Origin of the sequence: Virgibacillus sp. Bac330, assembly GCF_003667845.1 — a bacterium.
Classification (GTDB): domain Bacteria; phylum Bacillota; class Bacilli; order Bacillales; family Amphibacillaceae; genus Virgibacillus; species Virgibacillus chiguensis.
Window position 1 is genome coordinate 2,300,163 of the sequence record NZ_CP033048.1, and the last position, 24,079, is coordinate 2,324,241.

Below are 24,079 nucleotides of genomic sequence, written 5' to 3' on the forward strand. Positions count from 1 at the left end.
TCCTCATTATCTAGATAAGGTCAATTCCCCAATCATGTCTTTTACTGTTCGTACAACTGTTTCTGCTCGTGGTATATATAATTGCTCTAAGTTTGTGGCAAATGGTGTAGGTGCATGTGGAGCCGTCACCATCTTAATTGGCGCATCTAAAAAATCGAAACCTTTATCTACAACCATAGCAGAAATATCCGTTGCTACATTACAACGTGGATTTGCTTCATCAATAATCAATAGACGCCCTGTTTTCTCAACGGACTGTAAAATCGTATCCTCATCAAGTGGAGATAATGATCTAGGGTCAATAATTTCCACCTCGACATTTTGTTTAGCAAGCTGATTTGCAGCGCTTTCAGCTACTTGTACCATTTTACCTATCGCCACAATGGTTAGATCATCCCCCGCACGCTTAATCTCTGCCTTTCCTAACGGTATTGTGTAATATCCTTCGGGTACTTCACCTTTCATACTATATAGTGTTTTATCTTCAAAAAAGGCGACCATATCATTATCTTCAATTGCCGTTAATAACAAGCCTTTAGCATCGTAAGGGTTAGAAGGAACAACGACTTTTAATCCAGGGATAGCTGTTAACATGCCATATAATGATTGGGAATGTTGCGCTGCAGCACCTGCACCTGCACCATGGCTTGTACGAATCGTTAATGGAACTTCTGCTTTCCCACCAAACATATAACGAATTTTAGCACCTTGGTTCATAATTTCATCCATGGCACTGCCAATAAAATCGTTAAACATTAATTCTGATATTGGTCTTAAACCTGTAACCGCAGCGGCCACTGACGCTCCCATATAGCCAGCTTCAGCAATTGGCATATCGATGACACGTTTACGTCCAAACTTATTTCCTAATCCTTTCGTTACTCCAAAAACGCCACCCCAAGCTTCTTCATCTTGTAGATGATCGACGGTTGCTCCTCCAGCTACGTCCTCTCCAATTAAAATGACTTTATTATCTCTTTCCATTGCAATATCCATTGCTTCATTAATCGCCTTTGAAAACGTTATTTTTCTCGCCATTTATCTCACCTCATTCATATTATTTGTAAGAAACGTATACATTCTCCGTTAATGCTTCCTCATTTGGCACTTTACTGTGATGCGCAAATTCAACCGCTTCTTCCACGGCTTTTAAAGACGCCTTCTCCAACTCTTCCAGTTCCGTTTTGCATAACAGTTTATTCTCTAACGCATATGCTTTGAATTGTTCTATACAATCTACTTCTACTGGCCACTTTTCTTTATCAGATTCTGACTTGTACGCTTGATTATCTCCTTCAAAATGGCCACTCGTACGATAAGTAATAGCTTCAATTAAAGTTGGCCCTTCTCCGTTTCTAGCTCTTTCTATCGCTTCTTCGGCAACTTCATACACCTTGGTAACATCATTTCCGTCAACGCGTACGCCAGGTATATCATATGCGATTGCTCGATCAGCAATTGTTTTTGCTGAAGTAGCGTACTCAAATGGCGTTGCTTCTCCAAAGCCATTATTTTCTGCGACAAAAACAACTGGTAGATTCAATGCTGCTGCAATATTAATTCCTTCATGAAAAGTGCCATGATTATTTGCCCCATCGCCAAAGAAACATACTGCAACGCCACCGTTTTCTAAAATATCAGCAGATAAACCTGCACCAACAGCTAATGGAAACCCTCCACCAACAATACCGTTAGCTCCAAGCATGCCGACTTCCAAATCTGCTATATGCATGGAACCGCCTTTTCCATTACATAAACCAGTTTCTTTACCAAATATTTCAGCCATCATTCCATTTAAGTCACAGCCCTTGGCAATACAATGACCATGCCCACGATGTGTACTGGTTATATAATCTAAATTTTCTAAATGAGCACAAACTCCAACTGCAACAGCTTCTTCCCCTGCATATAAATGTACAAATCCCGGAATTTCCCCTGTAGCAAAAATTTTTTGGACTTGGTTTTCAAAATTACGAATGTCATTCATTTTTGTAAACATCCAACTTGCCATTTTCTTATCCATCTTGAAATCCTCCTTCATATTTTGTGCATTCACTGATATACAAGCAAAAAACATGCCAACTTTTTAAGTTGTATTAATAAAGCGTTTTCATTTAGGGGGGACAAAAAATGAGACAACTTTCACAAATTGTCTCATTTTGTCGCATTTTTTATTCTTAAGGTCTATTCCTAAAAAGGCCGCTTATTCATTTGTAATACTAGATTGAATATGTATGAGACTACATCATATAGGACTTTTAGGACATCGGCTTAAAAAACCTTTTTGAGTGCTATCCTTTTTATAAATGTATATCATCCAACAAGCGAGAAGAGAAAAAAGCATTTGAAATGCCCACTATAATTGGTACTTTTTAATTTTACGATATAATGTACTTCGTGACATATTTAAATCGGCTGCAGCACTTGGTACATGATTGTGATGTTTTTTTAAGGCTTGTTTAATCTTGTCTACTTCTAGCTGATTGCGAAAACTTTGCGCTTCCTTTTCATTGTTCTCTACTCTAATCTGCTCTGTGTTATCCCAAATTGAAATAATACGATAAAGTTCTTCTTCCTCAGGTGTTTGTTCTGGAAATAAAATGCGACAGCGATCTAAAGCATTAAATAATTCACGAATATTCCCTGTCCATTTCCCATGTTTAAAAGTAGCTGTTAATTTATTTATCCAGCTTGGATACCAATGATTTTCCTTGCAATAATAATCGATAAAATAAGGAATATCTTCTTTGCGTTGTCGTAAAGCAGGTACATAAATAGGAAAACCGTAAATACGATAAAAGAGATCAGCCCGCATTGTCTCGTCTGCAACTAATTGCCGTATATCTACATTTGTTGCTGAAATAATGCGTACATCTATAGGAATAGGTTTATAGCCTCCTATTCGAGTTACTTGCTTTTGTTGTAGTACCCGAAGCAAAGAAACCTGCATGGATGAAGGCATATCACCAATTTCATCTAGAAATAAAGTGCCTTTGTTTGCCGCTTCTAGCTTTCCCTTTCTGCCATTTTTATGAGCACCGGTGAATGCACCGGGTTCGTAACCAAACAACTCACTTTCCAATAACTGTTCAGGGATCGCCCCACAATTAATAGAAACAAAAGGTTGATGCGCACGTTCACTATTACGGTGAATTGCTTCAGCAACTAATTCTTTTCCTGTACCAGTCTCTCCATATATATGAACAGCAGCATCTGTTGCAGCCACTTTATGAATATTTTGCAATACCTTTTGAAATACATCACTTTTTCCTGTCACACCTGCAAAATAAACAGGATTTTCCTTTATTTCTTCCTGCACATAAACCTCATAACCTATGGAGCGGCCATTTATTAGCAACGGTTTTCTTACAGGATGTAAACTTAACTCTGATATTGTGTTATCTAAAGGTTCACCAAGCATATATCCATACTTATTTTCCAAATGCCTCGGTAATTTACATATAACATCATCATTGGAACAAATAATTGCATTTTTAGAACAAGATAATTTCTGTAATTGTTCCATATCCTCGTACATGGTTTTTCGCCAAGCAAGTGAAATAGAATCTGCAATCATTTTCACTGAAGCCAGTACATAATTAAAGTTTATTGGCTTATAGGGGCTTGATATATTAAGAATACCAATTAACTGATTATGATGATCAACGATTGGTGCAGCGGCGCAGTTCCACATTTGTGAGGCTACTGCAAAATGGCCATAACCTTTTACTGTAAATGGCTTCTTATATAGCTGGGCTAATCCAATTGCATTTGTTCCTACTTCTTTTTCGCCCCAGTTTGAGCCTTGAATAAATAAAATATCATAAGCTTTTGCTTCTACTGACTGCTCGCCTCTATTTTGTAATATGTAACCCTCTTTATCTGTCAAGGTCGTAACATATTGCCACCCCTTTAAAAAATAATGTAATTGATTGCGTTGCGTTTCTACTAACGAAAAAAGCAGTTCATTTTGTTCTACACGCCGCTGGAGTTCATCTGGTTGTAAAATCGATTTAGAAATCCCATCAAACGGATCGACACCTTCTTGCTTACATCTTTCCCAAGAGTCAACGAGCTCATAGGAGATATTTTCATCCGCCAAACTCCCCTCACGAATGAAACGCTTCCAATTTTCTTTGGTAACGACATCAGTAATCAATACCCTCAGCTCCAATCTAAAAAGCTATCATCAGAAATCTAAGTAAACATGACATCTTATTCTTTTACCATCATTATTTTCATAACAACATAGTAACTGCACGGTTGGAAATGGCCTTGTTTTTTCAAAACTTACCTAATACCTAATAAGTCTGGTTTGCCGTCCAGCTCTTAAAAATTTCATCTCAGTTGTATACGTGTATATGAGCGCTTCTCGTTTCGAAAATCCATATTAATGAGTCAGAAAGAAAAAACTTCGATTGAAGATTCACTTTATAATCTCTTTTCCAAACTATAATAGCGCTTTGCTTGGTAAACACGTTCATCATACTGCCTAAAACCCATATCACTCCAAAATAATAGTGCTTTCTCATTGTTAGCATGGACAGCAATTTGGATCTTAGGAGCTCCGTTTACTTGCATCCATGTTTCAAACTGTAAGTAAACATTTTTAGCTAGCCCCTTTCCTTGATATTTCTTATCTATAAGCAAAAGCGTTAGCCAAGGCATATTCGTTCGAGGACTATGCATTCCATATTCCAAAATTCCCATAGGGATGCCGTTATTTTGAATAACGTACCTTTCCGTTTGCAATCGCTTTGACTCCATGTGTTGTTGAACAATGTCAGCACAATGGAGCTCCTGTTTATCAAAAGCAATTTGGTTATATATTTTGTTCGTATTAAACACATTTTTTTCAACGAATATCGTACTATTATTGCTCCGTGTATACGTAAACATTCATAATTCCCCTTTAAAATCTACTCCACCATCGCTTGCCAGCGATCGATAGTTAGATTTAGGTTATATGTTCTATTAATGTATCCATGTATTTGTGCTTTATGATGTAGATCATGACTAACTAAACCGTCAAGATATGTACATATTGTGAGCTTGCTTCCCCCAATAGAAAAGCCCTTCTCAAAATGATGTATTTCCATTGCCTCTAACATAGAGAACATTCTCTCTCTACCATTTAAAAAATGTTTAATTGTTATTGATTGTTCATGATTACGGCCTTTAATCGCAGCTATTTTGTTTACCAATTCTCTATCAGGTGGAGGACATAAAACTGCGTTTGTTAAAACAGCAGGAACTCGATCGTTAATTACAAATTTATCCCATGGAATAAAATGACTTATTATTTCTGCAACGCTCCATTTTTCATCCTCTATTGGCTGAAACCAAATTCGATGAGGAATTTTCCTTAACGAATTCCCCCATTGTATCATGTTTTTTTGATGATTGATTATTTTATATTTACAAGTCAGCTTTCTCACCTTTTATTCTTATTTATAGTGTATATCTCCTAAAAAAAAACCAATACTATGTATGAGTGTCCGCTATTATGGCAAGCTTGGTTTATCGCCTAAGTTTTATGCCGGATGTAAAGCGCTCTGAGAGTCCAGATTCATAATGAGTAGATAAGCTTGGGCAAGTGATGAAAGAAAATCGTTCATTAAATAGAGATTAACTTTATGGTAAGATGTGCAAAAGAATTTATGATTATTTTTTTAAGCCACTTTAGAAACATCAGGAGATGGTGACTATGCTATGCACACAATGACTAATATAAATCCAAGTTAATTATATATCTGTCTAAATAAAGGAGAATGAAATATGGATAAAGTTATCCACAATCTTGATTTGCATTCAAAAGGAATTTGGTTTCCTATTACAATTAGCATCATTTTAGTGCTCACTATGCTTTTTACCCCTAAAAAACATATTACTTGGAAAGAGTTATACGCCACTTTTGGAATTGTTGCATTTATAACTTGGCTTAGTGATGCATTAGTTGCCAGAACATTGGATTTAATCGATCTTGCTGATCCAAAAACAGCTGGACTTGCGGAAATTTTAGTATATACGTTTGTCCCTTCCTCTTTGTCCATTCTATTTATTAACTTCTATACCTACAAAAACAAGTGGTTGCTAGTAATTATATTTACGAGCATTGCCGCAATGATGGAATATATTATGGTGCATTTGGACTATATAAAATATAATGGGTGGAATCCTTTTGTTTCCATAGCTGTTTACATTATTGCATTTGGGTTTCTTGTACCTTTTCATATTAAATTGCTCCGTAAATAAGTGTTACTATGCTCATTTATTATAATGTAGCTTGACAAGATTTAGTTTCCTTTTATATCAGTCGAACGTTTCTAATTTTACAGCAAACGAATAGATATCCTGAAATAAATAAAAATGTAATTGCTTAAATGTTTCCATTGTGAAAGGGATAAGCCAATCAAAACCATTAATCGCTACTTGTGAAGCACGTATAGAAAAAGCAACCGCTTCCAGTTGCTCTAGTTCATCGTATGAAGTAGCTCCAAAAAATTGCTTTTTAATAAATAATCCGCTTGATTTTCTATATTATATTTATCCATTTGCAATAATCCTCTTTACCGCCTCTTGAGTAATCATTTCATCATTATTCACTAGACTGACAACTTTCTTTTAAAGCTCAGGTGAAAGGAACATGTTTTCGAAACGGAGATTAGCAAGGACTTGTTAAAACTCCTTAGATTCAATTGTTAATCTTGCCATTTAGTCATGACTTCCTGAAACGGTAAACTGATTATATTTATTATAACATATATTTTTACCATTATATCCATAAAATTATTTGTAAAACACTATATCGATTAAAGCCTTCTATATACTCCAGTTTTAAAACACATCTATTTTTTGATTTCCTCCTTTCTTCTCACCATCTTCATTTCCAAAGTTAATTAAGTCTGTCGCATAAGTTGCTCCATTTATCTGTGCTACATATTAGTGGATAGTAAACAATTAATTATAGAAAACATCTTTTATCAAAATAATTTATAGCTAAGAATAATAAAAAATGATTTTCTCTATTTTTTCATTAATATTCCGATAAAATAAACATATTCTAATATTGGGTTAACTTAACTCAATTAAGAAAAAACGATGAGGAGGTTTATTTATATGAAAAAAGGACTTACCGCAGTAGTCATAGCCTTAACGTTCTTCTTAACGGCAGGGGCAGTTTCAGCGTCTTCTGTTGACGAATCTATTACTTTGCATAAAAAGTTGCTAAAGGATCAAGCTTTACAGTCTCTTCAAGAGGAATATCCAGATGCTCAATTTATTGAAGAAGATGTAGCGAAAGACGGATCCGTAGAAGGTATAACTCTTCAAGGACCCGCTCCTCCTTTAACTTCTTTACGTGTATATGCAGCTATTTCCACTCATTACCCACAGTATGAATATTTTGCACTAAATCAATTAACATCTATTGAAGATCATGGTGGAGAAGAAATGTACATTGTTACAAGGGAAATTGGCTATAGTAGAAATACATCAAGGATAGCCCAAATGAATGGTGGAAATATCCCAATGCTTATGGACGAAGCCATTGATTTGAATGGGGATCGAATCATTGATGGGTATTTTCGGTGGTGGGACGCCAGCGGATATGAGAATGGTAGATTTACTTATCAAGCTACCTCTATCAACGCACCTTGGAATACAATGAGCGCTAGAATGAATATAAGATAACAAAAAACAATAAGAGAAAATAATATGAATATTAGTCAAATGAATGCAATAACAGCCCATACTCTACCAGCAAATACAAATATAAAAAACACAGAAACGGAAGACCATTTTAGCAAAGACATGAAGCAAACTCAAGAAACATCAGCAGCAAAAAAAGATACACCGAATATTTGGAGAGAACTTTCTGAAAAATACGATATTACGAATGCTTCTTTTGAAGATCTCAACGCGATAAGTACCGCTTTGTATGAAGCAGGCCAAATATCCCTTAGAGAACATGCAGGCTTCACTTTTGATTTTAATAGAGCGACAGAATCTTTAAAACAATCGAAAATAAAGGGGTTTATATAATTACCTTGAATCCGAGGGCGCTTTTTTAAAGCAAATCGTTCAAAACACACCTGAGTCAGAAAAAAATATATTATAGAACAATTTTCTTCTTGGTGGAACTATCAATCTTCGGGAGGCTACAAACGTCTAATAGAACAGTCAATAGCATATTCAAAAAAACTAGATAGAGTAACAAAAGCTTTAAATATTGAACGATATAATTATTTGCTGTTAACTTTCGCCGATATTCCAAGTAACTTTAAGAATTCCACACAAAAATTTATAGTTATTTCTCAAACAGCTTTTTTTGATTACTAACGATCAAATTCATTTTACTCCCTATCAACTAAGGCTAAGAGCGGAAATTTTTTTACTCTAAATACTTACCAATATTTCGCCCCATCCAACGAGGGACGGGGCTTTTTAACATTAATACACGTCTTTCCTACGCCCCCACCGAGTAAAATACGATCTGACTTAACCTGGTTAACCGTATATGAGTTGCCTTTAACAAAGTCAGCATTGGACTCACCTGCCGCAAATTTTCTTACTAATTTTTTAACCGTTACTTTTTGTCCACGCTTAAATGATTTGGATTTTGGCTTGCTAGGCTTTGATGGATTATCAGCAACAGTTGTGCCATCCAAATCATTAAGTTCCACCCCGTACTTATCAATCCCTAAACAAAAATAGCATCAGAACAGTTAAATTAGATAAGATAAGACTGTAATTGATCTTTTAAAAAGACACATAAAATAGTCGGAAAGAAATGTATTTAAAATATCCTCCTTTTAAACCTTTAGAGGATGATCCTATGTTTTACCAGCACGACGGACGCTGGCTAAAAACAAATATGAATATTGCAAATATACACAATTCCTGTTCTTTCACCTCACGCTTTAAGGCATTCACACTTAGTTCATCTGCTTAAAGCCTGCGCGCCTCTCAAATATGTATCACAACGGTTAGGGCATTCTAGCATAAAAACAACTGCTGATACATATTTGCACATCACCGAAAAGATGGAAGATGACGCACTAAAAATGTATCAGCAGTATTTAGATTAAATATTTATCCAGTTAATTATGGAGGGTTTGTAGGTGACTGCTATATTAGTACACCTAAAACATTGCTATCAACCCTTATCCAATAGATCCTTCCATTTCAAACGAGATTAACCGATTCATTTCAACTGCATATTCCATTGGTAGTTCTTTTGTGAATGGTTCAATGAAGCCCATAACGATCATTTCTGTTGCTTCTTCCTCTGTTAAGCCACGGCTCATCAGATAGAACAGCTGCTCTTCAGAAACTTTGGACACTTTTGCTTCATGCTCCAATGAAATATTGTCATTGTTTATTTCATTGTATGGAATCGTATCGGATGTGGATTCATTATCCATAATAAGCGTATCGCATTCGATGTTCGAGCGAGCACCTGATGCTTTACGTCCAAAATGCACAAGTCCTCGGTAAGATACTTTTCCGCCATTTTTTGAAATAGACTTCGAAACAATTGAAGATGACGTATTAGGTGCTAGGTGATGCATTTTGGCACCAGCATCTTGCAACTGCCCTTTACCAGCAAAGGCAATAGAAAGTGTATAACCACGAGAACCTTCCCCTTTTAAAAGCACTGCAGGATACTTCATCGTAATTTTAGAGCCAATATTACCGTCAATCCATTCCATTGTCGCATTCTCATCACAGGTAGCACGCTTAGTTACTAGGTTATAAACGTTGTTTGCCCAGTTTTGGATCGTAGTGTAACGGCAATAAGCGTCTTTTTTAACAAAGATTTCTACGACTGCACTGTGTAATGAATTAGTCGTATAAATTGGTGCTGTACAACCTTCTACATAATGGACAGAAGCACCTTCATCAACGATAATCAACGTACGCTCAAACTGTCCCATGTTTTCTGAGTTAATACGGAAATAAGCTTGGAGTGGCGTTGTCGTCTTTACACCTTTTGGTACATATATAAATGAACCTCCAGACCAAACAGCTGAATTTAAAGCAGCAAATTTATTGTCTGTTGCTGGAATCACTTTACCAAAATACTCTTTGAATAGCTCTTCATTTTCTTTTAGTGCTGTATCGGTATCCTTAAATACGATACCCATTTCTTCTAAATCTTCTTTTAAACTATGGTAAACAACTTCAGATTCATATTGCGCAGAAACGCCTGCTAAATATTTTTGTTCCGCTTCAGGGATACCTAGCTTATCAAAAGTTCGTTTGATTTCTTCTGGTACTTCATCCCATGTTCTTCCTTGTTTTTCTGAAGGCTTCACATAGTAAACAATTTCATCAAAATTCAACTCTGAAAGGTCTCCACCCCATTGAGGCATTGGACGCTCATAGAAATGTTCCAACGCTTTAAGACGGTAATCAAGCATCCATTGCGGTTCTTCCTTCATTCTGGAAATCTCTTCAACAATTTCGCGAGTCAGACCTTTTCCTGAGCGAAAGACAGAAACGTCACGATCATGAAACCCATATTTATACTCTTCGATTTCTGGCATGTTTTTTGCCATTAATAAACCCCTCCTTTTAGGATAATTCAAATAGAGTCAATCGCGTCTTCATTGCATTTGACTTTTATTCGTCTTTAACACCCTTTTCCATTGCTTTCCAACAAAGGGTGGCACATTTAATTCTTGCAGGAAACTTGGATACACCTTGCAGCGCTTCAATATCTCCTACATCTAGGCCTGTCGTATCAACATCTTCTCCTAACATCATTTTGGAGAACATCTCGGACATTTTCAAAGCTTTTTCAACTTCTAACCCTTTAATTGCTTGGGTCATCATAGAAGCTGAGGCCATACTAATCGAACAGCCCTCACCTTCAAATTTGGCATCTTTAACAACCCCATCTTCTACTTGCATGTTAAGCTGAATTCGATCTCCGCAAGTAGGATTGTTCATGTCGACTGTCAAAGTATCTCCATCTAAATTGCCTTTATTCCGCGGGTTTTTATAATGATCCATAATTACTTGTCTGTAAAGTGTATCTAGGTTATTAAAAGCCATTCCCAAAATACTCCTTTGTCTTCTTGAGTCCGTCTACGAGACGGTCAACATCTTCTTCTGTATTATACAAATAGAGGCTTGCTCTCGCCGTTGCTGTCACATCAAGCCAACGCATCAATGGCTGTGCACAATGATGACCTGCTCGAACAGCAATGCCATCTGCATCTAAAACGGTTGCTGTATCATGAGGATGGACATCGTCAAGATTAAACGTAATAAGCGCAGCACGATGTTTTGGACCATAAATCGTAATTCCATCCATCGCATGCATCTTTTCATAGGCATATGTGGCAAGTTTTTCCTCATGCTTTGAAATAGCATCCATACCGATGGCTTCGATAAAATCAATAGCGGCGCCTAAACCTATAGCACCAGCAATAATTGGCGTACCACCTTCAAATTTCCATGGAAGCTCTTTCCATGTGGAGTCATAAAGATTTACGAAATCAATCATTTCTCCGCCAAATTCAACTGGCTCCATATTTTCGAGCAATTCTTTTTTTCCATAAAGTACACCAATACCAGTTGGAGCGCACATTTTATGACCTGAAAAAGCATAGAAATCACAATCAAGCTCTTGAACATCTACTTTCATATGCGGTGCGCCTTGTGCTCCATCTACTACCATAATAGCACCATGATCATGAGCTATAGTGGCTACTTCTTTTATTGGATTGATCGTACCTAACACATTAGATACATGCGTCATTGCAACTATTTTTGTTTGTTCGGAAACCATTTCCCTCACATCTTCTAACCGGATCGTCCCATCCTCTTGTAATGGTATATATTTTAATGTAGCACCGGTGGCTTTGGCAGCTTGTTGCCAAGGGATGATATTACTATGATGCTCCATTGGCGTAATTATAATTTCATCCCCAGCTTGTAAGTTAGTCCGTGCGTAGCTAGTTGCAATGGTATTAATTGCCGTTGTAGTTCCTCGCGTAAAAATAATTTCGGCACTACTGGATGCATGAATAAAACGACGCACTTTTTCTCTTGCTCCCTCATACGCAGTTGTTGCTTTTGTCCCTAGCGTATGCACGCCACGATGAACATTGGAATTATATGTCCGATAATAGGTATCTACAGCTTCAATCACTTGGATAGGCTTTTGTGAAGTCGCTGAAGAATCTAAATAAACAAAAGGATGGCCATTCACTTCCTGGTTGAGAATAGGAAATTGCTCCCGAATGGCTTTAACATCCATTAATATACCTTCCTTTCAATAACTTGCGTCAATTGATTTTTCACCGCTTCAATTGGAAGTTGATTTACTACTGGAGCTAAGAAACCGTGAATAATTAGACGTTCTGCTTCTTCTTGTGTAATTCCTCGACTCATTAAATAATAGAGCTGTAATGGGTCTACTCTCCCAACAGAAGCTGCGTGACCAGCAGTTACATCATCTTCATCAATTAATAAAATCGGGTTTGCATCTCCACGAGCTTTCTCACTTAACATGAGTACACGAGATTCTTGCTCCGCATTTGATTTAGAAGCGCCATGTTCTATTTTACCAATTCCGTTAAAAATAGAAGTAGCTCCTTCCTTCATTACACCGTGTTGTAAAATATATCCTTCTGAATTTTTACCAAAATGGACAATTTTTGCAGTAAAGTTTTGTGTTTGTTTCCCACGGCCAACAGATACTGTCTTCGCATTGGAAAGTGAATTCTCGCCAACTAAATGGGTAATATTCTCTGAGACGGTGTTACCATCATTCATTTGTCCTAGTGCCCACTCAATCGTTGCGTCCCGGTAAGCAACCCCACGACGGTTATTGTAAGCCGTAGTACCTGCGGCAAAATTATCCACCGCTCCAAAGGAAACTTTTGCATTATCCTGGGCAATAACTTCTGTTACAATATTTGCAACCGTTGATTCGTTTTCATTATGAGAAATATAGTTTTCTACATACGTTACTGAACTGCCCTGTTCTGCGACCACGAGCACATGGTTAAACATAGAAAGCTCTGGATCTTCCTGCCAGAATATAGCTTGTAAAGGTGCTTCAACAACAACATTTTTAGGAATGTAAACAAAAACACCACCGTTCATTAAAGCTGCATGCATGGCTGTTAAACGATGCTCATCAACCGATACGGCATCTTTCATATAATAGCGCTGTACAAGATCGCCATGTTGCTGCAAAGCAGTAAAAATATCTGTGAAAATAACACCTTTATCTTCTAGTTCTTTACTTAATGTACTGTGAGCAACAGAATGGTTACGCTGAATTAGGAGGTTCTCAGGCAAGTTATTTTCATCCAAATATTCCTGTAATTCAACGGGCAGATCTTGTAATGAAGTAATTTCCTCACCTTTTGCTGTATGTTTAAACTCCGTAAAATTCCATTTACCAATCTTCGTTTTATCCGGTTTTGGCAATTCTAGATCTTCAGCTTTGTTTAACGCTTGCAGTCGTAAATCTAACATCCATTGTGGTTCATTTCGTTCTTTTGAAAACTGTTCAATGTACTCTTTATTGTATGGTAACTTGGTTTCTACAGTCATAAATACCCCTCCTTACGTTACGCATTTTGCTCAACAGTATGGTCTTCGATACCTAATTCTTCTTTAATCCACTCATAACCTTCTGATTCAAGACGCTTAGCTAATTCTGGTCCACCAGATTTAACAACGCGGCCTTGCATCATGACATGCACGAAATCAGGAGTTATATAGTTTAATAAACGTTGATAGTGTGTAATAATTAAGCAGCCAAAGTTTTCGTCACGAAGCTTGTTAATGCCTTTAGACACTATTTTTAATGCATCAATATCTAAACCAGAGTCGATTTCATCCAAAATGGCGATCTCAGGCTTCAGTAGCATAAGTTGCAGAATTTCGTTACGCTTTTTCTCCCCGCCAGAAAAACCTTCATTCAAATATCTTTGCGCCATATTCTTATCAATTTCTAAATAATCAAGAACATTATCCATTTCTTTAATAAAGTTCATAAGTGAAATCTCATTTCCTTCGCCACGGCGAGCATTCATCGAAGAACGCAAGAAGTCTGAAGTAGTTACACCACTAATTTCACTTGGATATTGCATGGCAAGGAATAAACCAGCACGAGCACGCTCATCTACTTCCATTTCCAATACATCTTCTCCATCCAATAAGATGCTTCCTTCTGTAACTTCATACTTCGGGTGCCCCATAATCGCAGAAGCTAAAGTGGATTTTCCAGTACCATTTGGTCCCATAATTGCATGAAATTCTCCACCCTTTATTGTTAAGTCGACACCTTTTAGTATCTCCTTATCTTCAATTGATACGTGTAAATTCTTGATTTCTAGCGTAGATCCAGCCATATTTATACCTCCAAATTCATTATTATAGATATCACATCTCTATAAACGTGATATTCATTCTCAATTTATTCTCATTACAATCTTAAATCATTTCGAATTTATTATCAACTCTTTAGAACAGGAAATCCTATGTATAAATGGACATTCTTTATAATATCTTAATGATAATGGACAACTCAAATTCTTAGCCTCTACTTATTTTAACGATTTAAAATGCATGGTGGCAACGGTTATCAGGATATAAACCCGCAGTGCATCTTTCGTCCTTTTAGTTTGTTGCATCCCCCACTAAATATTTTTTTTAGTAGCTTAAGGGTATCACCTAAAGCCCTCTTACGACAAAATTTCGATGTTGCTATTTCTCACTTAGGCTTGTTTAAATTGTAGAAGCAGGCACCTTACAACAACAGCAAAAGGGCGTTTATTGCAAATCGCAAACGCCCTTCACTATTATTTATCTACATTTTTAAAATAATTAGCCGTGTTGTTGGTTCATATGTGCTAAGGTAAATAGCTTACACTTCTGATATTCTTGCTGCCGTTTTTTTTCAACTGCTAGCCGTTGTTTTAACTTGCGTTGATACTCCGCAAAACCAATATGATGCGATTGCTGCATTGCTTTTTCCATTTCAGAAGTGTACTTCATTTTTATTCCACTATGAATAGGGAATCATCCTTTCCTCGTTTTGACTCATCATAAGCTTAACATAAGACAAGTTCCCTTCTCAAAATGGATATAAACGCTTCATTCGGCATAATCGCGGTTAAATTTCACATATAGACGGATACGTTGGCGATACCTACACATACAGTAAATTCCGCTAAATCTTTGCCTATTGCTGCTATTTTATTTCTTTTCTTTTACTGGAACAATTGCTCCATTATATTTCTCCCTCATAAAAGCTTGAATTTCTTCTGATTGTAAGATCTCAGCTAATTTATTTAATGCTTCATCGTCTTTATCCTCTTTCTTCACTGCCAACACATTCACATAAGTAGATTCATCGCCTTCAATAAATAAACCGTCTTCTTCTGGCTTTAGACCAGCATCAATAGCATAGTTCGTATTAATAGCTACAAGGGCATCCTCTTCCCTTTCATAGTATTCTGGAAGGACAGCAGCCTCATATTCAGGTAAAAAAGTCAAGTTTTTTGGGTTTTCTACTATATCATCAACAGTAGCACGTGCTTTGTCTACATCTTCATCTATTTTAATAAGTCCTTGTTCTTCAAACAAAGTTAAAATTCGCCCGTGATCTGGCACGGAGTTACTCATAATAACTTCCGTTCCTTCTGGAATATCCTCCACACTAGATATGCCTTTGGAATATACACCCATCGGTTCAATATGAATACCAGCAATATAATCTAAATCGTAACCTGTATCATCAATTGTTTGCTCAAGAAAGGGGATGTGTTGATAATAGTTAGCATCAATTTCTCCATTCGCAAGATCATCATTCGGTAATACATAGTCTTGGTATTCACTAATTTCCAGTGTGATCCCTTCTTCTTCTAAAATCGGCTTTGCTTCTGCTAATATTTCTGCGTGTGGTACACTTGAAGCCCCGACGGTTATTTTATTATCATCTTTTTCTTCTCCCCCACCACAAGCAGTTAATAAACCACCTAAAGCAGTAAGGATTAAAATGGAGAGAATATATTTTTTCATGTTGACACACTCCTCTTTCAAAGTTTCTATTTGCATACACTTGTCAAAATTACACTTCATTATAATAATTATTAATTTCCTTTATCTTTTATCTAATTTGCGTGTAATATAATCACCAATAAATTGAAATAGAAATACAATGAGCACAATAATAACGGAACAAAGTAAAACAATATCAAAATCTCTACGTTGAAAGCCTGAGTAATATGCATAGCTCCCCAGGCCTCCTGACCCAATTGCTCCTGCCATTGCTGTATAACCTATTAGCGCAATGGCAGTAACGGTAAGTCCTGAAATTAAAGCTGGCATTGCTTCTGGTAACAATACTTTAAAAATAATTGTTCGGGTCTTGGCGCCCATTGCTTTAGCAGCCTCTATGACACCTTTATCTACTTCTCTTAAAGCAATTTCCACCAACCGTCCATAAAACGGCGCGGCTCCAATAATTAATGCCGGGAGCGCAGCGTTAGGGCCTCTTATCGTACCAACAAGAAAATCAGTAAATGGGAATAACAATAATATTAATATAATAAAAGGAATAGCACGGAATACATTTACAAATGTGGCCGTGATAAAGTTAACCCATTTATTTTCCCACAGTCCCCCTTTATTAGTGAGAAATAACAGTAACCCAAGTAAAATCCCCAAAATAAAGGTTCCAATTAAAGCAATAATCGTCATATAAAATGTTTCTTTCGTTGCTTCTACAATGTCTTCTACTTTAATAGTAGCAAATAAATCAGCGAACACCGCGGATCACCTCTAACTCTACGGAAGTCTTTTCTGTTACGTGTTGAATTGCTTTAGTAATTTCTAATTCTTCACCAGTCATTTGGATAAATAGCGTACCGTACGCACCGGCCTGCGTTCGCGTTATTTTCCCTTGTAAAATACTAATGTCAATGTTATACGCCTTTACAAGCTTACTAATTAAAGCGTCGTTCGTTGTTTCGCCTACAAAATGGAGACGAATTAACTTACCATTCTCAAATGCGCGAACTAAATGTTCAAACTCATTCTCGGCTTCTGCATCCCCCATTAGCTGTTGAACGAACTTTTTCGTAACATCTTTTTTGGGGTGTGCAAACACATCCAATACATTACCATGTTCTACCACTTTTCCATTTTCCATCACGGCTACCTGCTTACATATTTTTCGAATCACATGCATTTCATGTGTAATTAATATAATCGTTAAGCCTAGTTGCTGATTTATATCTACAAGCAAGTCCAAAATAGAATTCGTTGTTTCTGGATCTAATGCGGATGTTGCTTCATCACATAATAATACGGAAGGCTTGTTTGCTAATGCTCTCGCTATGCCAACCCGTTGTTTTTGCCCACCACTTAATTGCGAAGGGTAGGTCGCTTCCTTCCCGGATAAACCGACCAAATCAATGAGAGATTGAACACGTTGGTTCCGTTCTTCTTTTTCAACACCTGCTATTTCTAATGGGAAAGCTATATTTTCTTTTACAGTACGTGACCATAACAAATTAAAATGCTGGAATACCATGCCAATATCTTGTCTAGCTAACCGCAATTCATTCTTTTTTAATGCTGTTATTTCTTGATTACGAATAAAAATCTTACCACCTGTAGGTTCTTCTAAACGATTCAGTAATCGCACAAACGTACTTTTTCCTGCACCACTATAACCGATCACACCAAAGATATCTCCTTGTTTAATCGAAAGGGTTACATCGTCAACAGCCGTTGTTTCTGTCTTGTTTGCAGTAAAAACTTTACGCAAACCCTCTATCGATATCACACTTAGTCCTCCTTTTTGTCCCTTTACTATTATGCCCACATCAGCAATTAAAAACGCCTTTCTGCAAGAGAACAGAAAGACGTATACATGTCAAAATGTCCCCTCATCTACCAAGACATAAGCCTTGCAGGAATTAGCACCTTTCAAAATAAAACATTTATTTGAAGGTTGCCGCGGGTTCGTAGGGCCAGTCCCTCCACCGCTCAAGATAAGAGTTAATTATTATTTAATTGGAATAGAAATCATAATAACACGTTGCTTGCTATCTGTCAATGTAATTTTACTATCGAAATGAAAACAATTCTGGTCTATGCATGATCAAGTGTTGGTATATATTTGCTACATCACGAAATGCATACATTTTTTCAACGAGCTCTCCATCTTTCTTTATAAGCAAACAAGGAACACTTGCTATTTGATGCGTTTGCATAAATTCTGGATGTAGTGATGCATTCATTTCTAAAAATAGCTCTTGCTTTTGCATTTGTTCCATTTTAAGCAACATACTTTTAGCAAGATTACACGTTCCGCAAAGTGGTGTATAAATATAAAGAAAGTAATTGGATTGCTGTAGTTGCTCTTTTGTTACTTGTTGCAAACTATCACCTTTTTACTTTAAATTAAATCAGAAATATAGGATTAACCGCTATTCGTTTACTCACTAAAACTTGAGCTAGTACATTTTCAGGTGTCGTAGCTACTTCTCTGTATTCGCTACTTACATATACATGTTCTGCATGTGGCAATTCTCTTGCTAGTTGTTTACGAAGCTTGATGCCAGAAGGATCTTCGTCGACAAGAATAAAAACATCCTTATCATCTAAACCATATTCTTCCAACATGTGATCAAATCTCTCTACTCCAAGCGTTCCATTTGTGCAAACAATGGTGATCTCTTCGGCAATCACTTTATTCACTTGCTTCTTATCAGTCAATCCTTCTACAATCATAACCTTTTCTGATCCATTTGTAATCATCACACAGCACTCCTTGAAAAATCAAGCAACAAGCTTGCAATAAAATATATTTTATTTACTTTAGCTGTCTTTCAATAGTGCAAACCTAGCTGGGAATATATACTACTTACAAAAGGATAACTGCATAGCTAGGAGGCTTTTTGACTATTGAATGTATACATCATTTAGCAGGACGTCATCTCTGTACTATAATGCTTGTTTTCATATTACCTATAAGTTTACTCCTAGTTTATGTGGCAGACGGACAATTATTAACAATCTTATAAACAAAGTTGATTGCAAAGCATTGCAATCAGCTTTGTTCACACACTATAAGAAAGTATCAAGTTTTTCAGGTTTATAATATAAGAAGAACAAAGGCTCGGGGCGCCTGGTTAGCAACGTAGAGAGTGGAACGAATCAACGAAAGTTTTAGAAAGCATACTCCTGCAAGCCCGTCTTTAGTCGGCCTTCCTATTTCGCACGAATCAATGATGACTTAGCTTAGGGCAATGGTGTGAAGTTGCCTAGTTGCTGGCCACTGGAGCCGGACGTGGCTAAATAACTTAGTTAGTTTATCCACAGCTGCTAAAATTTATAATTTCCTAGACCAAAACAAAGGCTTTCGCCATAAGACTTTGGCGACAAGCCTAGTTTTTTTAATATTTATTCACTGATAATTTCTTCGTAAGCTTCCGCAGATAGTAAGTCATCCAATTCTGTTTCCTTCGTTGGTTCAACAACGACCATCCATGCCTTTTCGTATGGTGATTCATTCACTAATTCAGGGCTATCTTCCAATTCTTCATTCATTTCAACGACTTTCCCACTAATAGGAGCATATAATTCCGACACTGTTTTCACGGACTCCACACTACCGAAAGGCTCATTGATTTCTAATTCGTCACCGACTTCAGGTAGTTCAACGAACACAATGTCACCTAACTCATCTTGTGCAAATGCAGTAATTCCAATGCGCACAGTTCCATCTTCTTTTTTTACCCATTCGTGTTCTTTTGAATATAATAAATCCTTTGGTACGCTCATATTTATTCCCTCCAAATGATATATTCCAATTTCACTATACAAGGTTCAGTCCCAATTATCCAGTATTATTTTAAATAGATTATTCCAAAAGTTTTACCCTTCACTTGTAGTTACCATTGTAGAATCCTTCATCAACTTGATGTTTTATTCGACAGTTCGGTTGGAATAAGCTATTATAGCCAATTTTTTTCAAATTCTTCCTCTTCGAAGCCAACAGTTACGTTAGAGCCATCTGTTACAATTGGTCGCTTAATTAGCATTCCGTCAGAGGCTAATATCTCCGCCATTTCTTCTTCCGTGGCATCTGCTATTTTTTCCTTCATATTTAATTCACGGTATTTTTTACCACTTGTGTTAAAGAATTTCTTTGCAGGCATCCCACTCTTCTGCATAAGTTCAAGTATATCTTCTTTATTTGGTGGATTTTGAACTATATGTATCGGTTTGTAATTCACTTGATGATTATCTAACCATTTTTTCGCTTTTTTGCATGTCCCACAGTTCGGATACCAGTAAAAAGTCAGCATTAGACAGCCCCCAATCTATAATATGTATCATTATATCAAAATAAACAATTGAAATTCGAATAAAATGGGGTTTGTATGTGTCAAGTTTTCCTCAACGTAGTTATAACCTCTGTATTTTCAGCATTCTATTCATGCAAATTCTATTGATTTTTAATACAACATTTAGTGTGCACTATAGATAAGGATAAACCTTTTTAGTTTATAGCATAGTTAAAAGGTAATTGTAGTCGGTTTGACATGAAGCATCAGCGGGTATAATTTACGAGCCAAGACGCCAATATGAAAGGAATATTGTTCCCCCATAGAAATACTATCTTGCCACACACTCGACGTAAAACCTCCTAAATTACCTACTGACTGATTCCCATACTAAATAGCGGAGAGCTGTCGTGTTATAGTACAAAAAAGACGAGCTAGAATCTGTTATTTCCTTAGATTCAGCACGTCTTTTTTTATTATCTGAAATGATAAAATGAGATGCTTGTAGAGCACGAAATAACCGAAAAGTATCGTCCGGCTCCATCGCCCAGCAATTAGGCAACTTCAGTCCATTGCCCTACACTAAGTCATCATCTGTTCACCGCGATTTCTTTATCTCGTTGATTCGATCCAGTTGCTACGTTGCTAAACGAGCACCACGCCTTTGTTCTTACATAGCTTTTTTATAGCGTATATTTTTCTTCTTCAATAATGGCAGTAGCAATTTCGCGTTTTTTTGCAATTACATTTGTCGGTGTATGCCGTGTTAACTTACGTAAAGAAGAAAGCATCATTCGTAAAGTGTCTCCTTCTTCTACAGCAATTAATGTTTCTTTAGCATTTGCCTCCATGCGATTAAACGCTTCTTGTACATAAACTTGCGTATACAACAGCTTTTGCATACTCTTTTCCTCACCATCTCGGTGCATGGCCTTTTCTGTACGCAAAATGGCAGACTCCATATTGTAAACTTCTGCTATCATATCAGCTAAGTTCACAAGAATTTCTTGTTCGTTTTCGATGTTCTGCATAAATTTCTGTGCCGCTAAACCGGCTCCTAGCAATACCATTTTCTTCGCATTTTTAAGCAGATGTTTTTCTTGTTCTAATGCATCTGTGCCAACTTCTTCTGGCATCATCATCATTAGCTCTTCTTGAAGTGATTGTGCCTTTTGTAATAAAGGTAACTCACCTTTCATTGCTTTCTTCAATAATGTACCAGGAACTAATAAGCGATTAATTTCATTTGTCCCTTCAAAAATACGGTTAATACGTGAATCGCGATACATTCGCTCTACTTCATATTCCTGCATAAAACCGTAGCCACCATGTAGTTGAACAGCTTCATCTGCTACAAAATCCAATAGTTCCGTACACATATACTTATTCATCGAACATTCTATTTGGTATTCGGCAATTGCTCTAGCAATTTCTCTACCGTCATTTAATTGCTCCTCCGTAAGTGCACCCATTCGCTGCTCAAATAAGCCTACCGTACGATATACCGCACTTTCATTTGCATATGTTTCTGCAGCCATTGTTGCTAGTTTCTCTTTTGTCAGGGAAAAGCTAGAAATAGGCTTATTAAATTGCTTACGTTCATTTACATATTTCGCCGCTAACTCAATGCCACGCTTCGCTCCACCAACACCACCAATAGCAAGCTTATAACGGCCAACATTTAAAATATTAAATGCGATAATATGGCCGCGCCCTTTTTCACCTAATAAGTTTTCTACTGGTACTTCAGCATCTTCTAAAATCAACGTACGAGTTGAGGAACTCTTAATTCCCATTTTCTTTTCTTCAGGCCCTGTGGATACACCTGGAAATTCACGTTCTACAATAAATGCGGAGAAATGTTCTCCATCAATCTTAGCATAAACAACAAACACATCAGCAAAAGCTGAATTCGTTATCCATTGCTTTTCTCCATTTAAAATATAATGTGTTCCCGTCTCATTTAACGTAGCTGTAGCTTTTGCCCCTAAAGCGTCTGAACCTGAGCTTGGTTCTGTTAAAGCATATGCTGCTAACAATTCTCCAGTAGCTAATTTCGGTAAGTACTTTTCCTTTTGCGCCTCGTTGCCGAAAAACACGATTGGCAATGAGCCAATTCCTACATGTGCACCATGTGTAACCGAAAAACCACCCGCAAGAGCAAATTTTTCCGTAATTAAAGAAGAACTGATTTTGTCTAAAGCTAAACCGCCATATTCTTCAGGAACATCCGCTCCTAACAACCCTAGCTCACCAGCTTTTTTTAATAAATCTACAGAATGCTCAAATTCATGATTTTCCAAATGGTCAATTTTAGGAACTACTTCACCAACCACAAACTCTTCTGTCGTTTTCGCAATCATCTTATGCTCATCGGTGAAATCCTCTGGAGTAATGACGTCATCTGCCGTTAAATCATCAACTAAAAAACCGCCGCCTTTGAATACTTTTTCTTTTGTTTCGCTCATCTATGTGAACCCCTTTTCTATTAATTTTTACACCATGAAACGTATCCCTTTAAAATTTAAACTTTAGATTATTCATCTTTGTCAAACAAACATGCATTATATCAGTTCAAAAACACCTGCTGCTCCCATGCCTCCCCCAATACACATGGTTACAACACCAAATTGCACTTTCCTGCGTTTCATTTCATGCATAAGTGTTAGCGTTAATTTCGTTCCTGTCATACCTAGTGGATGTCCTAACGCTATTGCACCACCATTGACATTGACTTTATCCATATCTAAATTCAAAGCTTGAATAACACGAACGGATTGAGAAGCAAACGCCTCGTTCAATTCAAATAAATCAATGTCCGCCAATTCTAAACCAGCAATTTTTAAAGCCTTTGGGATAGCAGCTACCGGACCAACTCCCATAATTTCTGGCTCCACGCCAGCTACAGCGAATGATCGAAATTTAACCATTGGCATTAACCCATCTGCTTCTGCTTTTTCTCTATCCATTACTAACACGGATGCTGCTCCATCACTCATTTGTGATGAATTTCCTGCAGTAACCGATCCATTGATATGAAATGCAGGCCTTAATTTAGCTAAAATTTCAGTAGATGTTTCCGGACGTACTCCTTCATCCATCTTAAATGTCATCTTTTGCTCTTCTGGTTTATTTTGATCATTAATGAACCGATGCGTTACTTCAACAGGCACCATTTCATCCGTAAATTTACCTTCCTCGATTGCTTTAGCAGCGCGTTGATGACTTCTTACCGCAAAAGCGTCTTGATCTTCTCTAGAAATTTGAAAACGATTGGCAACCTCTTCTGCTGTATGCCCCATTCCCATATAATATCCTGGGGCATTTTCTACTAAGTGTGAATTCGGTTTAATCACATGGCCACCCATTGGTATTAAACTCATAGATTCTGCCCCACCTGCAATAATGGTATCACTAGCTCCAACCATAATGCGCTCTGCAGCGTAAGCAATGCTTTGCAAACCTGAGGAACAATAACGATTAACCGTTATTCCAGGTACATTATGATCTAAACCTGCAAGACCAGCTATATTTCTAGCCATATTCATACCTTGTTCTGCTTCTGGCATAGCAGTGCCAATAATCACGTCGTCAATATTTCCATTATAATTTCCTGCACGTTTTAATGTTTCTTTAATGGTTAGCGCTGCTAAATCATCAGGTCTTGACTGAGCAAGTGACCCTTTATTTGCTTTGCCTACAGGGGTTCTTGCACCCGCAACAATTACTGCTTCCTTCACACTAGT

Annotated in this window: 25 protein-coding genes and 1 riboswitch; of the genes, 4 read left to right on the forward strand and 21 right to left on the reverse strand. The window is 37.0% G+C overall.

Going from position 1 to position 24,079, the window contains the following annotated elements:
• Positions 1 to 6: 6 nt before the first annotated feature.
• The 5 genes from D9780_RS10730 to D9780_RS10750 all read right to left on the reverse strand — a co-directional run bounded on the left by D9780_RS10730 (position 7) and on the right by D9780_RS10750 (position 5,438).
• A complete protein-coding gene (locus D9780_RS10730) occupies positions 7 to 1,038 on the reverse strand; it encodes an alpha-ketoacid dehydrogenase subunit beta (RefSeq protein WP_073007305.1) in 1,032 nt (343 codons plus the stop codon).
• A 19-nt stretch (positions 1,039 to 1,057) separates the two neighbouring features.
• Positions 1,058 to 2,023 (reverse strand): thiamine pyrophosphate-dependent dehydrogenase E1 component subunit alpha, encoded by a 966-nt coding sequence (locus tag D9780_RS10735; protein WP_305847179.1) that lies wholly within the window; start codon positions 2,021 to 2,023, stop codon positions 1,058 to 1,060.
• A gap of 333 nt (positions 2,024 to 2,356) precedes the next feature.
• On the reverse strand, positions 2,357 to 4,159 hold the full coding sequence (locus D9780_RS10740; RefSeq protein WP_162985842.1) for a sigma-54-dependent Fis family transcriptional regulator: 1,803 nt from the start codon (positions 4,157 to 4,159) through the stop codon (positions 2,357 to 2,359).
• 272 nt (positions 4,160 to 4,431) lie between these two features.
• Positions 4,432 to 4,899 (reverse strand): GNAT family N-acetyltransferase, encoded by a 468-nt coding sequence (locus D9780_RS10745; protein ID WP_121640084.1) that lies wholly within the window; start codon positions 4,897 to 4,899, stop codon positions 4,432 to 4,434.
• Between the two features lie 20 nt (positions 4,900 to 4,919).
• The gene (locus D9780_RS10750) at positions 4,920 to 5,438 is read right to left on the reverse strand and encodes a hypothetical protein (protein WP_121640085.1); all 519 of its coding nucleotides are present in this window, start codon (positions 5,436 to 5,438) and stop codon (positions 4,920 to 4,922) included.
• A 340-nt stretch (positions 5,439 to 5,778) separates the two neighbouring features.
• Here D9780_RS10750 and D9780_RS10755 point away from each other — a divergent pair, with 340 nt between their 5' ends.
• The 3 genes from D9780_RS10755 to D9780_RS10765 all read left to right on the forward strand — a co-directional run bounded on the left by D9780_RS10755 (position 5,779) and on the right by D9780_RS10765 (position 8,043).
• On the forward strand, positions 5,779 to 6,255 hold the full coding sequence (locus D9780_RS10755; protein WP_121640086.1) for a hypothetical protein: 477 nt from the start codon (positions 5,779 to 5,781) through the stop codon (positions 6,253 to 6,255).
• 864 nt (positions 6,256 to 7,119) lie between these two features.
• Complete coding sequence (locus D9780_RS10760; RefSeq protein WP_205601076.1) at positions 7,120 to 7,692, forward strand: DUF4879 domain-containing protein; 573 nt, start codon at positions 7,120 to 7,122, stop codon at positions 7,690 to 7,692.
• A 24-nt stretch (positions 7,693 to 7,716) separates the two neighbouring features.
• A complete protein-coding gene (locus D9780_RS10765) occupies positions 7,717 to 8,043 on the forward strand; it encodes a hypothetical protein (protein WP_121640088.1) in 327 nt (108 codons plus the stop codon).
• 362 nt (positions 8,044 to 8,405) lie between these two features.
• Here the strand turns inward: D9780_RS10765 and D9780_RS10770 are convergent, their stop codons facing one another.
• Positions 8,406 to 8,669, reverse strand: a complete 264-nt coding sequence (locus tag D9780_RS10770; RefSeq protein WP_121640089.1) for a hypothetical protein — start codon at positions 8,667 to 8,669, stop codon at positions 8,406 to 8,408.
• A gap of 213 nt (positions 8,670 to 8,882) precedes the next feature.
• Here D9780_RS10770 and D9780_RS21655 point away from each other — a divergent pair, with 213 nt between their 5' ends.
• Positions 8,883 to 9,089 carry a tyrosine-type recombinase/integrase gene (locus tag D9780_RS21655; protein WP_162985843.1) on the forward strand — a complete coding sequence of 69 codons (207 nt, stop codon included), beginning with the start codon at positions 8,883 to 8,885 and terminating at the stop codon, positions 9,087 to 9,089.
• Between the two features lie 75 nt (positions 9,090 to 9,164).
• On the opposite strand, the gene sufB is transcribed toward D9780_RS21655, so the two are convergent.
• From sufB to D9780_RS10845, 15 genes are all read right to left on the reverse strand, one after another.
• On the reverse strand, positions 9,165 to 10,562 hold the full coding sequence (gene sufB / locus D9780_RS10780) for a Fe-S cluster assembly protein SufB (protein WP_073007322.1): 1,398 nt from the start codon (positions 10,560 to 10,562) through the stop codon (positions 9,165 to 9,167).
• A 64-nt stretch (positions 10,563 to 10,626) separates the two neighbouring features.
• Entirely contained in the window at positions 10,627 to 11,061 is a 435-nt protein-coding gene (gene sufU / locus D9780_RS10785) for a Fe-S cluster assembly sulfur transfer protein SufU (RefSeq protein WP_121640090.1), read from the reverse strand.
• A complete protein-coding gene (locus tag D9780_RS10790; RefSeq protein WP_121640091.1) occupies positions 11,051 to 12,271 on the reverse strand; it encodes a cysteine desulfurase in 1,221 nt (406 codons plus the stop codon). Before D9780_RS10790 ends, sufU begins: the two co-directional genes overlap by 11 nt.
• Complete coding sequence (gene sufD / locus D9780_RS10795; protein WP_073007330.1) at positions 12,271 to 13,578, reverse strand: Fe-S cluster assembly protein SufD; 1,308 nt, start codon at positions 13,576 to 13,578, stop codon at positions 12,271 to 12,273. The genes D9780_RS10790 and sufD overlap by 1 nt, the downstream gene beginning before the upstream one ends.
• A 17-nt stretch (positions 13,579 to 13,595) precedes the next feature.
• Positions 13,596 to 14,381: a Fe-S cluster assembly ATPase SufC gene (gene sufC / locus D9780_RS10800; protein WP_073007331.1), complete on the reverse strand. Its 786-nt coding sequence runs from the start codon at positions 14,379 to 14,381 to the stop codon at positions 13,596 to 13,598.
• Positions 14,382 to 14,856: 475 nt separating this feature from the next.
• Complete coding sequence (locus D9780_RS21100) at positions 14,857 to 15,027, reverse strand: YuzK family famiily protein (protein ID WP_162985740.1); 171 nt, start codon at positions 15,025 to 15,027, stop codon at positions 14,857 to 14,859.
• Between the two features lie 201 nt (positions 15,028 to 15,228).
• Positions 15,229 to 16,053 carry a MetQ/NlpA family ABC transporter substrate-binding protein gene (locus D9780_RS10805; protein ID WP_121640092.1) on the reverse strand — a complete coding sequence of 275 codons (825 nt, stop codon included), beginning with the start codon at positions 16,051 to 16,053 and terminating at the stop codon, positions 15,229 to 15,231.
• Positions 16,054 to 16,134: 81 nt separating this feature from the next.
• The gene (locus tag D9780_RS10810) at positions 16,135 to 16,803 is read right to left on the reverse strand and encodes a methionine ABC transporter permease (RefSeq protein WP_073007337.1); all 669 of its coding nucleotides are present in this window, start codon (positions 16,801 to 16,803) and stop codon (positions 16,135 to 16,137) included.
• Positions 16,793 to 17,824: a methionine ABC transporter ATP-binding protein gene (locus D9780_RS10815; RefSeq protein WP_121640093.1), complete on the reverse strand. Its 1,032-nt coding sequence runs from the start codon at positions 17,822 to 17,824 to the stop codon at positions 16,793 to 16,795. The genes D9780_RS10810 and D9780_RS10815 overlap by 11 nt, the downstream gene beginning before the upstream one ends.
• A gap of 100 nt (positions 17,825 to 17,924) precedes the next feature.
• A riboswitch (SAM riboswitch) is annotated at positions 17,925 to 18,039 on the reverse strand.
• A 68-nt stretch (positions 18,040 to 18,107) separates the two neighbouring features.
• Positions 18,108 to 18,422, reverse strand: a complete 315-nt coding sequence (locus D9780_RS10820; protein WP_121640094.1) for a thioredoxin family protein — start codon at positions 18,420 to 18,422, stop codon at positions 18,108 to 18,110.
• 22 nt (positions 18,423 to 18,444) lie between these two features.
• Positions 18,445 to 18,801 (reverse strand): toprim domain-containing protein, encoded by a 357-nt coding sequence (locus D9780_RS10825; protein WP_073007345.1) that lies wholly within the window; start codon positions 18,799 to 18,801, stop codon positions 18,445 to 18,447.
• A 645-nt stretch (positions 18,802 to 19,446) separates the two neighbouring features.
• Positions 19,447 to 19,827 carry a glycine cleavage system protein GcvH gene (gene gcvH / locus D9780_RS10830; protein ID WP_073007348.1) on the reverse strand — a complete coding sequence of 127 codons (381 nt, stop codon included), beginning with the start codon at positions 19,825 to 19,827 and terminating at the stop codon, positions 19,447 to 19,449.
• Positions 19,828 to 20,000: 173 nt separating this feature from the next.
• The gene (locus tag D9780_RS10835; protein WP_121640095.1) at positions 20,001 to 20,354 is read right to left on the reverse strand and encodes an arsenate reductase family protein; all 354 of its coding nucleotides are present in this window, start codon (positions 20,352 to 20,354) and stop codon (positions 20,001 to 20,003) included.
• A 662-nt stretch (positions 20,355 to 21,016) separates the two neighbouring features.
• Positions 21,017 to 22,801, reverse strand: a complete 1,785-nt coding sequence (locus D9780_RS10840; protein WP_121640096.1) for an acyl-CoA dehydrogenase family protein — start codon at positions 22,799 to 22,801, stop codon at positions 21,017 to 21,019.
• A gap of 96 nt (positions 22,802 to 22,897) precedes the next feature.
• On the reverse strand, positions 22,898 to 24,073 hold the full coding sequence (locus D9780_RS10845) for an acetyl-CoA C-acetyltransferase (protein ID WP_121640097.1): 1,176 nt from the start codon (positions 24,071 to 24,073) through the stop codon (positions 22,898 to 22,900).
• Positions 24,074 to 24,079 lie beyond the last annotated feature (6 nt).